This is a genomic window from Pedobacter lusitanus (assembly GCF_040026395.1).
In the GTDB taxonomy this organism is placed as follows: Bacteria; Bacteroidota; Bacteroidia; order Sphingobacteriales; family Sphingobacteriaceae; genus Pedobacter; species Pedobacter lusitanus.
Window position 1 is genome coordinate 5,801,077 of the sequence record NZ_CP157278.1, and the last position, 13,846, is coordinate 5,814,922.

A 13,846-nucleotide genomic window follows, 5' to 3' on the forward strand; every position below is an offset into this window, starting at 1 on the left:
AGACCTCTTTGTAGCTAAACCAAGCTAACAAAAATATGAATTTTTTTACTAAACTCCCAGGTTATCTTCCAGGTAACCTGCGTAAATTGTTGTGGATCATGCGACTGGTTATTTCTTTATTATTGGCTGGGGTAATGCAGGTATATGCAACTGCTTACGGACAGAAAGTTAGCCTCGAACGAAAAAATATCGCGATCAAAGATGTCTTTAAGGAAATCAAAATCCAGACTGGGTATGATGTGTTATGGCAGCCGGGACAGCTGAACGCAGAAAAAAAAATAACTGTAAAATTTGTCCAGACGCCTATAGATAAAGTTGTCTCTACATGTATCGCCGGACTAGATCTTGGATTTACAAGTGATGAACATACCATAGCTATTTTTAAGAAACAGAATTCCACTACAGATCATATAATGGTTTCGGGACCTGCAGATTCTGTGATTGTACTTTACCATGGTACTGTGTTTGATGAAAACGGACAGCGATTACTGGGGGCCACAATTAAAGTTAAAGGGAGAAAAAACGTTTCCCGTACCACACCCGAAGGTAATTTTTTTATAGAAGGACCTGCCAGAGCAACGCTTATTATTTCGTATGTGGGTTATATTAACAAAGAAATTGGTGTGACAGCTGCGGATAAAAATAGTATTCTGAAAATCACCATGGCCCCTAATTCAAAACAACTGGGAGAGGTTAATATTGTAAGTACGGGTTATCAGGATAAGAGTAAGGAGAGTGCGACCGGAGCTTTTGAACTTGTGACAAAAGAACAGCTGCAACACAGTAATGATCCGAATATTTTAAAAAGATTAGATGGAATAACGACCAGTCTTGACTTTAGAACGAATTCGATAACTAATCCTACTAACTCAAGTGCAGGTAGTTTCGGAACATCGCCACTGGCAAATTTAACTATTCGCGGAAAAAATACATTGAATGTCTTTAACACTCCGGATAATACCAGTGGTCAGCCCCTGGTTGTAATCGATGGTATTGCCAGCGCGTATTCTGTTGATCAGGTAAGTCCGGATGATGTAGAAAGCATTACTATTTTGAAAGATGCAGCTTCAGCATCTATCTGGGGTTCCAGGGCAGCAAATGGTGTTATCGTTATTAAAACAAAAAGAGGAAGTTATAGCAGACCAACCAGGGTGTCTTTTAACACCAATATTGATGTGACAGAGAAGATGGATCTGTTTTACCGAAAACTGATGAGTACGTCTGACTACGTAGATGCACAGATGTTTGCCTATAATAATTTATTCAAAGGAACAGCTACTCTCCCTGCTTTTTCTGCAACTCAGGCAAGAGCTGTAGTTTCACCTGTTGCAGAAATTATGAATCAGATGAAAACAGGAGCGATTACTGCTGCTCAGGGTAAAGTACAGCTGGATGCATTAAGAGGTAATGATATCCGTAATGATATGGAAAAATATCTCATTAGGCCAGCCGTTTCGCAGAATTACTCTTTGGCGATTGATGGAGGCTCGAAACAGGTCGCTTACCGGTTATCCGGATCATATAATAATAACTTAAATAATACTAAGTATTCCAGTTCTGACCGTTTTAATCTTAATTACTCAACTTCATTTAAGCTATTTAAGAAAATAGAGTTCACTTCAGTTCTGACTTATATATTAGCCCATACCAATTCTCCATCCCAGCAAAATAATATTGACGTAAGTACCCGGTCAGCGCCATATTATATGTATACCCGACTGGCTGATGATCAGGGTAATCCTTTGGCTATTCCTTATACCTATCGTCCCGGATTTATAGATCTTTTGAATGCAAAATACGGCAGTAAGATTCTTGATTATACTTTTAAACCCTTAGATAATCTGAAAAATGGGGGATATATGAAAAACAAAAATCAGACTATGGCTGCAATTTTAAATGCATCATATAGTATTAGCCCGGTATTTTCTGCGAATCTGAGTTATAATTATACCAGAGGTCTGAGTGAACGTGTCAGGTATAATAGTCCGGATTCCTGGTATATGAGAGATCTGATTAACACCTTTACTGATCCTGTCACACTGGTTCGGAATATTCCATTGGGAGGGTATTATAATCCAACTAATTCAAAGACTTCGAATCAAACACTCAGAGGAATGTTTACCGCAAATAAAAATTGGAATGATGTACATCAGTTAACCGCAATAGCAGGTGTTGATATTAGTAAATCGACTTCCAATACCATGGTTGATCAGTTTTTCGGCTATGATCCAAATACCCTTAGTACTAATAATGTTTTGAATTATATTGTTCAGACCAACAAGTTGTTTACTGCACCTGATGGTAGTTCCAGAGCTGCGATTCCAAGAATTACAAACCCTGGTTTTTCATTCATTAATAGCAGAACATTGAGTGAATTTGCAAATGCTGACTATTCTTATAAGAAAAGATATACCTTATCTGCAAGTATACGTAAAGATGGCTCCAGTGAATTTGGTCCGGGAACTAATAAAACCGGAACTCCATATTATTCATTTGGTGGTGCATGGAATATAAACAAGGAGTCTTTCTACAAATCTTCACTGATCCCTTTTTTGAAATTGAGGATGACCTATGGATACAATGGAAATGTTAATCCAGCTATCACTGCCCAACCTACACTTTTGAATAGTCCAACTTCGCCTATTGACCCTTATACAGGATTACCCTATACCTTTATTGCTGATGGTGCTACCAATAATAAATTGCGTCCTGAAAGAACTGGTGTATGGAATACCGGATTGGATTTTGGCTTCAAAGGAGGAAGGATATCCGGTAGTCTGGATTATTACATTAAAAAAACTACGGATCTGATCACAAATGGTCCGCTTGATCCATCAACCGGTTATTCTACGCTATACTATAATACAGCCAACCTTCGTGGTCAGGGGATAGATTTTAGTTTAAATACTAAAAATCTGCAACTTGGAAGGTTTAGTTGGGTAAGTGCATTCTTGTTTAGCTACAATAGGGTCAAGGTTACCAAATTATTTGTAGATGGTGCTGAAACAGTAAGTCAGGTCATACAGGGGGATTCGGGAGGTTATTATAATGTTGGTGCTGATTTGACCCGTGTATTTGCGATTAAGTGGGCCGGCCTGGACCCTGCTACAGGAGATCCGAGAGGATATGTCAATGGACAGCCTGTCAGAATTTCTAATGATGCTGCAGGGGTTACTGCGATCAACAATATTTTTAACCAGCCAAGATCTGAAGCACATTTTTTTGGTTCTGCTGTGCCAGTTTATTTTGGCGGATTCAGAAATACATTCTCTTACGGAGCATTAACTGTATCTGCAAATATTCAGTATAAACTGGGGTATTTTCTCAGAAGGCCAGCTACAGCAGTTGTGAATTACCGGAATCTATATAATACAGGGGAACCAGCTGCTGCGGAATATGCTAACAGATGGCAAAAACCAGGTGACGAACTAACAACCAATGTTCCTTCTGCAGTATTTACAACAAGTACATACAGGGATACATTTTATCAATTTGCTGATATTAACGTAATGAAAGGGGACCATATCCGTCTTCAGGAAATTAATCTTTCTTATGGTATTAATAATAAGCCGAACTGGTTTGTGAAAAATCCAAGAATATATTTGAACGTCTCTAATCTTGGAATAATCTGGAAAGCAAATAAATTTGGAATTGACCCTTCAGTTCTTGATTATCCACATCCACGCAGTTACAGTTTTGGTTTCAGTGCTAACTTTTAAGAAAATTAAAATTATGAAAACACTTAAAATGATGTCAGCTCTTTTCTTTTGCCTGTCATTAGTGTCATGCCAAAAATATCTCGATGTAAAAAAGAATAATTCTCTGGTTTATATTTCAAGCGCTACTGATTGTCAGCGACTTTTGGATAATTATTCGATCATGAATACAGAGTATCCCAGTGATGCTGAGAATTCATCAGATGATTATTATCTTACAGATGGCTATGATCAGCAGGTTCAGGAAGATCAGAGCATTTATACCTGGCAATCTTCGGCTATCCGTGCGGGAGCTGTCCCTCAATGGCAAAATCCGTATTTGGTAGCCTACCATGCAAATCTTGTCATGGAAACGGTTGAAAAATTAAAAGGCAGTACCGATCCATCTATTTTAAATCCATTGAGAGGAGCCGCCTTATTTTTCCGGGCATATGCATTTTGGCAGGTTGCTCAGCTATATGCCAAACCCTATAACGCGGCAACAGCTGGTCAGGATCCTGGTATTCCTTTAAGATTGACGTCAGATATTAACGATGTCTCATCGAGAGGTACTGTACAGCAGACCTATGACCAGATGGTTAAGGATTTACAGGAAGCGGCCGGTTTATTACCAGCAACAGCAACAATTTCATCCAGACCAAGTAAAGGTGCAGTTTATGCTATGCTGGCGCGTGTTTATTTAACAATGGAGAATTATCCTGCTGCTTTGAGTAATGCTACCGCTGCTTTACAGATCAATAATAAGCTGATAGATTTTAATACGCTTGATGTGAATACGGAAAGTCCTTTTGCCCGCTTTAATGCAGAAGTATATTTTCACTCACTGACTAACGATATAACAAATCCGAATAGTACTATGCTGATAGATCCTACCTATGCAAAAGTAAGTACAGATATAGTTACTTCTTATAAGACCGATGATCTGAGAAAAGTTATTTTTCTGAAAAACAATGGTGATGGAACTTTCCATTTCACAGGAAATTATGAGCCATTTGCGTATATGACCCTTTTCAATGGTCTGGCAGTAGATGAAGTTTACCTGACACGTGCAGAATGTTATGCCCGGGCGGGAGATGCAGCATCAGCAATGTCTGATTTAAACACTTTGCTAAAAAGCAGATGGAAAACAGGGAAATATGTTGATATGTCAGCAGCCAATGCAGATGATGCCTTAGCTAAAGTATTGGTTGAACGAAGGAAAGAGCTGATCATGCGCAGTACAAGATGGACAGATCTGAGACGATTAAATAAAGATCCGAGATTTGCTGTTACTTTAACAAGAGTTGTCAATGGTACAACCTATACCTTACCACCTAATGATTTAAGGTACACATTACTTATACCAAATCAGGTAATAATGAACTCTAATCTTGCTCAAAATCCCAGATAATATATAACCTGATACAGCTATCCAAAATTAATCCGGATAGCTGTATTTGCTTTAACCTTAATAACACAAATGAAAAAGAAGCTTAAAAAAATTGCGCTGTTTCTGCTGACTTCAGGAATAAGTATGGTGAATGCCCAGCAGAATTCATCTTTCACTTATCGGAAGCCTCTGTTTGATTTCAGGTATGATAAACCTGTATTGGAGTTAAGAGATGAACAGAAGGCTAATACCAATCGTTTATTGAGGTTTTCGGCATTGAGTGGTTACCGTGAAGGAGTTAAACCTATTGTTGGACAGCAGGATTCAAACTTTGCTATGGATTACGATAAACAATTGCAAACCTACAGATACGTAATGATGAACTTATCTATTCAGGACATGTTTATAGGTTTCCCGACAGATCCGAATGATATGATTCTGGAAGTGAAAGACCCTTCCAAATACAGGTATATTCCTGCATATGGAGATAAAGATGCCTGGATGAGAAAAAATGCCTATTGTTTTGAATATATGGTTCCCCGTGGCATTATAAATTCAGATCTGATCCGCGAAGAGCTGGAAAATTATTTTGGAGTTAAAGTTGAATTTCAAAGCAGAAAACTTAAAACACTGATTTTAGTAAGAACGTCGTCAGTTGATAAAATCAAATCAGACAATAAAGGTGTAAGATCAGATGGTAAGGATGGATATTTAAAAAACTCTGGTCTTTACTTTCTCATATATAATTTAAATAAAGTGGCAAATATGCCTAAAGTCTTTGACGAAACTAATTATACAGATGCAGTTGATATGGATCTGAAAGTAAAAGACTGGTCAGATATTCCCGCTTTGCGTAAGGCTTTAGCGGCATATGACCTTGATTTAAAGGAAGAAGTTCGTGAACGCAATATCTGGGTGCTTAAAGAAGTAAATTAATAAGATGATCAGACCAGTATTAAGTAGTAAAATATCAGAAATAATAAATTTTATAATGAAGATCAGAAATCAAAAAATAAACCGGCCTCATCAATTTATGATAAGAGTCAGTTATATCGTATTTGTTCTAATCCTGTTTTCTTTCCATCAGAGTTACAGCCAGCAAAAAACACCTTTAAAGGTTGGTGACATGATGCCGGATATTAAAATTGAGAAAATTTTCAATGACCCTAAAAGAAGCGCTGTTATTTCAGACTATAAGGACAAGTTATTGATTCTTGATTTTGGATTTACTTCCTGTACAGCTTGTGTGGAGGCATTGCCAAGAATGAATAACTTACAAAAGGAATTTAATCAGAAGATTAAGATTTTCTGGATTACAAATGAATCAGAGGCAATCCTCAAAACATTCTGGCAGCATAACAGACTAACAAAGAACCTCACATTGCCGGTTATAGTGGAAGACAGGAAACTTAATGATCTTTTTAAACACAAATCGGATCCGCATGAAGTCTGGATTTATAAAGGGAAAATTATTGCCATTACCCAACCTGAATATGTAGATGCCGGCAATATAAAAAAAGTATTGTCCGGTGACGTTGTTAACTGGCCTGTGAAAAACGATTACTATGTTTTTAATCCTTCTCTGGAGCCATTATTCAGACCTGACTCTAATCAGATTGATATAGCCTCAACTTCATTAAAATATGCAGCAGTTAGTGATTATAAAAATGGTGTTTCTACAGGAGCTGAGGTTGTGAAGGATGCAAAAAGAAAGACTATACGTACCTATATTACTAATCAGTCCATTTATAATTCTTATGTTAATAAATTGATGGATGTGGTTAATGCTGATTCCCTGATAAAACCTTCAAGTTTATTACCTGAACCAAATCAAATTGTCTGGAATGTTATTGATCGTTCTAAATATATTTATGAGCCGGGGTCTGGTTATATGGAAGACTGGAAACGAAAACATTATATATGCTTTGAATCTTTGTATCCGGATACCGGACAGAATGATAAAACGATTGCAAAAAAATGTATTGATGATTTAAACAGATTATTCGGGTTACATATAGCCTGGGAAAGGAGAAAAGAAAAGGTCTTTGTTTTAATCCGCACTACTCAGGAGGATAGGTTGAAAAGTAAAAAAACATTAACAAGTTTTTATGATGAGCGTATTGTAACCAAGGGTTCACTACATCAGTTGCGGGATATTGGTCTGGGTACATTTGTTGCGAAAATGAATAAGGAACGGAATAATCCATACATATTTGACGGGAGTAATTATCAGGGGAAGGTTGATATGGATCTTAACTTTCCTTCCTGGACAGCAATTGAGGCAATTCGTAAAGCCTTAAAGCCATATGGCCTGGATTTAAAGGAGGAAGAAAAGTTAGTGGATAAACTGGTGTTTTCAGAAGTGGATGATGTTCGTATAGTAGATACAAAGATGATCAGTGAAATAGAAAAGAAAATAGCAGCACAAAAGGATCTGAAAAGTCCTTCACCGGAAGAAAATAACTTGTTTATGATGGCCAACAAAACTAAAAAAGGTGTTGTTGTATTGCCTTCTGGTCTGCAGTACCAGATTATGAAACAAGGGAATGGCCCGAAACCTGAATTAAACAGTAAAGTAGGCGTAAACTATATTGGTACACTGGTAAACGGGAAAATTTTTGATAGCTCAATGCTGGGGGGGAAACCTTTTATTAAAAGTATAAGAGATTTGATTAAGGGCTGGCAGGAGGCTTTATTGTTAATGCCGGTTGGATCAAAATGGAAAATTTATGTTCCTGCTAACCTGGCATATGCTGAACATACAGCAAATCATACAATTCCACCCAACAGTAATTTAATATTTGAATTGGAGTTACTTAAAATTCTGAAATAAGATGTTGAAAATAAACAGCGTATTAGTAGCAGGGTTGTTTCTTTTCAGCTTGTCAGATCCATTAAGTGTTCTTGCGCAGGCTGTAGCCCAGAAAAACGTAAACTGGCAGAATTTGGATTTAAGGGCTGATGACGTATTTGGCATAAGTACCGAGAAAGCCTATAACGAATTATTGAAAAATAAAAAAGCTAATTCTGTCATTGTTGCTGTTATTGATGGGGGAGTAGATGTCAGACATGAGGACTTGAAAACTGTAATCTGGACAAACCCGAATGAGATTCCGGGTAATGGAAAAGATGATGATCATAATGGATATATTGATGATGTCCATGGCTGGAATTTTTATAGTACCATGCAAAAAGGAGATGAGGAATTTGATATTTCTGTACTTGCTAAAGAGATCAATGCTTATCAACTTGCACATAAAGAAACTGATAGCAGCAAAATGTCAAAAAAAGACCTTTTGGCTTATCAGGATTATAAGCTTCTTAAGACTTCATTAAATCAGAAACTGCAGCCTTTAATTAATAAATTGAAAGAAACAGAGTCGAAACAGCGCGTTTTGGAACAGATTCTTCATAAGATTAATAAAACTGAACTGTCAGCAAATGATTTTAAACAATATATTCCGGGGAGTGCAGAAGAACTCGGGATGCAAATGGACCTTGTAAATGGTTTGAGAGAATTTCCTGGTTATGTAACCTATAAAAAAGCAAATCTGATCAGAGCAGTTGATTATTATAAAATGCAGCTTGCTTTTTATAATAATCAGGGTTATGATCTGATAACAGGAGGGCCCACTGCTTATCATGGGACACATATTGCCGGTATTATCGCAGCAGATCGTGATAATAATATTGGAATCAGAGGTGTCGCTGATCATGTGAAAATTATGGTAATCAGAGCAATTCCCGGCTTTAATCCAATTCCCGAAGATGCTGCGGGAAATGAACAGCTGGTTCTGAAAGGTGGAGCTGATGATAAACAAAGCCTGGCGATTGCTAAATCAATCCGTTATGCTACGGATAATGGAGCCAAAGTGATTAATATGAGCCTTGGAGAAAGTTGGGCGATGACTTCACAGGAGCTACGTGAAGCCATAAAATATGCTGTCGCCAAAGACGTACTTATTGTACATGCATCTGGAAATAAGAATAAATATCTTGATGACATGAATGTTTATCCTGATCGTAAAACTCCGGATGGATTGGCAGTCGCAGCCAGCTGGATTGAAGTGGGTGCGTCAGGTTTGAAGAATGATGATAAACTGGCCGGTAAATTTTCAAATTATGGAAATAAGACAGTAGATGTTTATGCCCCTGGAGTTGAAATCATTTCAACTATCCCCAGATCGGCTTATTTAAATGATACAGGTACCAGTATGGCAACTCCTGTTGTTGCAGGACTTGCAGCACTAATCAGAGCATATTATCCCGGATTAACTGCCAGACAGATAAAAGAAATTATTATGAAAACTGTGATCAAGGCAGGTTCACTAAAGGATAAGTGCATCTCTGGTGGGGTTGTAAATGCCTATAATGCACTTCAACTTGCAGCAACTTATTGAGGTGATATTACTCATGCCTTAATTTTAGACCGGTTTATAAATATTTCTGAATAAAGGTTAGGGCGTAATGCTCTAACCTTATCTATTACTCATTACTTGTAACAATGAGTAGCCATTTCTATATTTAATGAAATACCATATAAACATACTGGATTGCACCTGGAGGGAGTTGCGGTTCAGGTACTCCGTCCATAAGTCCATTAGCCATATATTTTCTTAAGTTGGAAGAGATAATCGTCGGGAATGCCCCACCATATATTGCATAAATAGCGCAAACATTAAACCCACTTCTACATCCTGGTCTTGTTGGAGTATAAAGGTAACTTGAAGGAACAACGAGGCTTCCTGCATTATTATATATATACCATGCTCTAGCCATAATAAATGAACCTTTTATGGATCAAAAAGAGAACAAAAACTTTAGTTTTTGCTTACTCTTTTCAGGGTTTTCAGCGTGCTCCCTTCTTATTAAAAAAGAATGACTCCTCCAGAGATTATTTTATCATTACCCATCTTTCAAATAGATATAAGCCAGTGCATTTACTGGTATCTGAGGTTGTGGAGTACCAATAGTCAGCCCGGCGGCGATATATTTTCTTAAATTTGCAGAGATAACCGTTGGAAATTGTCCTCCATATATTGCATATACTGCACATAAACTAAACCCATTTCTACATACTGGTCTGTCTGGTGTATAAATGTAACTGGAAGGTAAAACTAAACTTCCAAAGCCATCATAAGCATACCATGCTCTAGCCATAATTATTGAACCTTTTATCAATCAAAAAGAGAACAAAAACTTTAGTTTTTGCTTACTCTGTTCAGGGTTTTCAGCGAGTTCCCTTTGAAAAATCTGATTAAGAGTTAGGTTTCATGTACACAAATGTCACTACACCTACGGGAATCTGTGGCTCAGGTATCCCATTAACTAATCCATTAGCAATGTATCTTCTAATGTTTGCAGAAACCACCGTTGGGAATTGTCCGCCATAAACTGCATAAATCGCACAAAGGTCAAACCCATTTCTGCATATAGGTTTGGTTGGTGAATATAGATAACTTCCAGGTACAACAACACTACCTACACCATCATATGCATACCATGCTCTAGCCATAATTAATGAACCTTTTATCCATCAAAAAGGAACAAAAACTTTATTGTTAATTTATACAGCGTTATCAGTACTTTATCCGGATAAGTTTAATTATTCCAGAAGCATTGCTACTGGAATAATTAATACCCCTGATTATTAGTTATACTTTAAAGAAACGTAGTTTGTAGTATCTACCAGAGTGGTTTGTACTGCAGCTATATTGTCTGAATAAAGATAACTTCAGGGCAGAGCTTATTTCTCCATCCCACCATGAGTAACTAAGCTTTGCTTTTTAGCCCACGCTGTTCAGGATATTTAACTCAATTAAGAGATAGTTTTCATGTAAATGTACTGTACTGCACCTACAGGAATCTGTGGCTCAGGTACTCCGTTAGTTAATCCCTGGGCAATGTATTTTCTTAAATTCGCAGAAACCACTGTTGGGAATTGTCCACCATAAACTGCATAAATCGCACAAAGGTCGAAGCCATTTCTACATGCTGGTTTAACTGGAGTATAAAGATAACTTCCAGGTACAATAACACTACCTACACCGTCGTATGCATACCATGCTCTAGCCATAATAAATGATCCTTTTATAAATCAAAAAGAGAACAAAAACTTTAGTTTTTAGCTTACTCTGTTCAGGGTTTTCAGCGTATCCCTTTTAAATAACCCGATTAAGAGTTAGGCCTTAGATAGACATATGTCACTGCGCCTACAGGAATCTGTGGTTGAGGAACCCCGTTAGTTATTCCGGCAGCAATATATTTTCTGATATTAGCAGAAATATTTACCGGGAACGCTCCACCATAAACTGCATAAATCGCACAAAGTTCAGAACCATTTCTACATGCAGGTTTGATTGGTGTATAAAGATAGCTTGAAGGTAGAATAACACTACTTACGCCATCATATGCATACCATGCTCTAGCCATAATAGATGATCCTTTTATAAATCAAAAAGGGAACAAAAACTTTATTTCCTGCTTACTCTGTTCAGGGTTTTCAGCACTCGCCCTTTAAACTCAATTAGGAGTTAGTTTTCATGTAGACATATGTCACTGCATCTACAGAAATCTGTGGTTCAGGTACTCCGTTAGTTAATCCCTGAGCAATATATTTTCTCAAATTTGCTGAAACCACTGTTGGGAATTGTCCACCATAAACTGCATAAATCGCACAAAGGTCGAAACCATTTCTACATGCAGGTTTTATTGGTGTATATAGATAACTTCCAGGTGCAATAACACTACCTACGCCATCATATGAATACCATGCTCTAGCCATAATAAAATGATCCTTTTATAAATCAAAAAGAGAACAAAAACTTTAGTTTCTCGCTTACTCTGTTCTGGGGTTTTCAGCCTAACCCCTTTACTAAATAACCTGATTAAGAGTTAGTTTTCATGTAGATGTATTGTATTGCACCAACAGGAATTTGTGGTTCAGGTACTCCGTTAGTTAATCCCTGAGCAATATATTTTCTCAAATTTGCTGAAACCACTGTTGGGAATTGTCCACCATAAACTGCATAAATCGCACAAAGGTCGAAACCATTTCTACATGCAGGTTTTATTGGTGTATATAGATAACTTCCAGGTGCAATAACACTACCTACGCCATCATATGAATACCATGCTCTAGCCATAATAAAATGATCCTTTTATAAATCAAAAAGAGAACAAAAACTTTAGTTTCTCGCTTACTCTGTTCTGGGGTTTTCAGCATCGCCCATTTAACTGACTGATCAGGTTCAATTAAATTCCTTGTTTTCCGAAATTATTCTCTTGTATTGTTACTGTTTTTATAAGCAGTAATTATTCACCGGTAAATATTGTGAGAACTAAATCTTAGTACTAATTTACGCCAATATCACCTCGGTTGGTAGGGTCAGAAGTCTCAAACTTTATTGACTTAATCCATTGCTGGATAGAGAGTTTTCTGTGTTTTCGTTGAATGGAATATCCATCCATTCAATGGCATGTTTTTTATGCCTGGGATCTTCAAATGGCTTTAATGTTGTGTTTCTTGCATGAAGAGTTGCAATAAATCCCTGTGTATAATCATGAGCAAAAACAGTGGCTCCGGAGTTCCACACATAATCATAATCTTCACCTATCTGTACATCTTTAAAAGGATGTTTTTCCCAGAATTTTTTTCTGTATGCCATGGTTGCTCCCGCGATATATGGACGATCTTTATTTTGATCTGTATGCCTCCAGTATTTACCAGTTAAAGGGGAGAAGAATGTAATATCATTTAATCCACAGATATCTGCATTGCAATTTTCCAGCACCTCAAGCTGTCTGCTGATCCAGTCGTAGGCATACCAGTCGTCATCATCCCAGTGCATGATTATCTCGCCCTTAGCTTTATCACAGGCAAAATTTCGCTTATTCCCAATAGATCCCAGAGGCTCAACATAGAAATATCTGATTCTGCGATGATCAGGAAGCATGTCTTTCACAGATTTTTTTCCGTCATCTACAATGATCAATTCTACATCCCTGTAATCCTGATTAAGGAAATAGCCAACGGCTAACGGAATGAAATTCTCCCTGTCAGCAGTTGGCATAATACATGAAATACGTGGTGAACTCATAATTCAGGCTCTTTTGTTGGTTCTTTCCAGGGGGTAGGATTCTTTTTGTGTTTTGGATTTTCAATAGGTTTAATACTGGTATTATTAGGATGTAATAAGGCCACAAAACCTTCAAAAAAGTCATGAGCAAATATCTTGGCATTGGAATTCCAGACAAAATCATAATCTTCACCTACCTGGAGGTCTATGAATAAATGGTCCTTCCAAAAGGACTTCCTGTAAGCCATTGTTGCTCCGCATAACCATGGTTTTTCCGGGTCAGAATCTTCATATACCCAGCGGCTTTCCACAGTTGGAGAATAAAAAATTACCCTGTTTAATCCTGTTATGTCCGCTTCTGATGTTATTAATGCATCAACCTGCCTGCTAATCCATTCAGGAGCATACCAGTCATCGTCGTCCCAGTGCATAATTATTTCCCCCTGTGCCTTATCGCAGGCATAGTTACGTTTGATACCTATGGTTCCTATCGGTTCTGAATAAAAATATCTGATCTTTGGATTATCTATAGGAATCAAAGGTGCAATTGATTCGATACCGTCATCAATGATAACCAGCTCTGCATTCGGGTAATCCTGTTTCAGAAAATAATCAATTGCAAAAGGAATGAATTTCTGCCTATTAGCAGTAGGCATAATACAAGAAACAAGTGGTAAATTCAT

The 13,846-nt window shown here is 37.4% G+C and carries 14 protein-coding genes; 5 read left to right on the forward strand and 9 right to left on the reverse strand.

Annotated elements, in window-relative coordinates:
- The first annotated feature begins 35 nt into the window (after positions 1-35).
- From PL_RS24945 to PL_RS24965, 5 genes are all read left to right on the forward strand, one after another.
- Positions 36-3,719 carry a SusC/RagA family TonB-linked outer membrane protein gene (locus tag PL_RS24945; RefSeq protein WP_348620625.1) on the forward strand — a complete coding sequence of 1,228 codons (3,684 nt, stop codon included), beginning with the start codon at positions 36-38 and terminating at the stop codon, positions 3,717-3,719.
- Between the two features lie 13 nt (positions 3,720-3,732).
- Positions 3,733-5,106 (forward strand): RagB/SusD family nutrient uptake outer membrane protein, encoded by a 1,374-nt coding sequence (locus PL_RS24950; protein ID WP_041882496.1) that lies wholly within the window; start codon positions 3,733-3,735, stop codon positions 5,104-5,106.
- Between the two features lie 69 nt (positions 5,107-5,175).
- Positions 5,176-6,021 carry a hypothetical protein gene (locus PL_RS24955; RefSeq protein ID WP_041882495.1) on the forward strand — a complete coding sequence of 282 codons (846 nt, stop codon included), beginning with the start codon at positions 5,176-5,178 and terminating at the stop codon, positions 6,019-6,021.
- Positions 6,022-6,118: 97 nt separating this feature from the next.
- Positions 6,119-7,918, forward strand: coding sequence for an FKBP-type peptidyl-prolyl cis-trans isomerase (locus tag PL_RS24960; protein WP_160292103.1), 1,800 nt, complete (start codon positions 6,119-6,121; stop codon positions 7,916-7,918).
- Between the two features lies 1 nt (position 7,919).
- Positions 7,920-9,485 (forward strand): S8 family serine peptidase, encoded by a 1,566-nt coding sequence (locus tag PL_RS24965; RefSeq protein WP_041882494.1) that lies wholly within the window; start codon positions 7,920-7,922, stop codon positions 9,483-9,485.
- A 124-nt stretch (positions 9,486-9,609) separates the two neighbouring features.
- On the opposite strand, the gene PL_RS24970 is transcribed toward PL_RS24965, so the two are convergent.
- The 9 genes from PL_RS24970 to PL_RS25010 all read right to left on the reverse strand — a co-directional run bounded on the left by PL_RS24970 (position 9,610) and on the right by PL_RS25010 (position 13,846).
- The gene (locus tag PL_RS24970; RefSeq protein WP_041882492.1) at positions 9,610-9,864 is read right to left on the reverse strand and encodes a hypothetical protein; all 255 of its coding nucleotides are present in this window, start codon (positions 9,862-9,864) and stop codon (positions 9,610-9,612) included.
- Positions 9,865-9,990: 126 nt separating this feature from the next.
- Positions 9,991-10,245, reverse strand: a complete 255-nt coding sequence (locus PL_RS24975; RefSeq protein WP_041882491.1) for a hypothetical protein — start codon at positions 10,243-10,245, stop codon at positions 9,991-9,993.
- A 97-nt stretch (positions 10,246-10,342) separates the two neighbouring features.
- The gene (locus PL_RS24980) at positions 10,343-10,600 is read right to left on the reverse strand and encodes a hypothetical protein (RefSeq protein ID WP_041882490.1); all 258 of its coding nucleotides are present in this window, start codon (positions 10,598-10,600) and stop codon (positions 10,343-10,345) included.
- Between the two features lie 303 nt (positions 10,601-10,903).
- Positions 10,904-11,161: a hypothetical protein gene (locus PL_RS24985; protein WP_348620627.1), complete on the reverse strand. Its 258-nt coding sequence runs from the start codon at positions 11,159-11,161 to the stop codon at positions 10,904-10,906.
- Positions 11,162-11,259: 98 nt separating this feature from the next.
- Complete coding sequence (locus tag PL_RS24990) at positions 11,260-11,517, reverse strand: hypothetical protein (RefSeq protein ID WP_041882487.1); 258 nt, start codon at positions 11,515-11,517, stop codon at positions 11,260-11,262.
- 94 nt (positions 11,518-11,611) lie between these two features.
- Entirely contained in the window at positions 11,612-11,869 is a 258-nt protein-coding gene (locus PL_RS24995; RefSeq protein ID WP_348620629.1) for a hypothetical protein, read from the reverse strand.
- Positions 11,870-11,972: 103 nt separating this feature from the next.
- Positions 11,973-12,230, reverse strand: coding sequence for a hypothetical protein (locus tag PL_RS25000; protein ID WP_348620631.1), 258 nt, complete (start codon positions 12,228-12,230; stop codon positions 11,973-11,975).
- 258 nt (positions 12,231-12,488) lie between these two features.
- Entirely contained in the window at positions 12,489-13,184 is a 696-nt protein-coding gene (locus tag PL_RS25005) for a glycosyltransferase family 2 protein (protein WP_082036085.1), read from the reverse strand.
- Positions 13,181-13,846, reverse strand: a complete 666-nt coding sequence (locus PL_RS25010; RefSeq protein ID WP_082036087.1) for a glycosyltransferase family 2 protein — start codon at positions 13,844-13,846, stop codon at positions 13,181-13,183. Before PL_RS25010 ends, PL_RS25005 begins: the two co-directional genes overlap by 4 nt.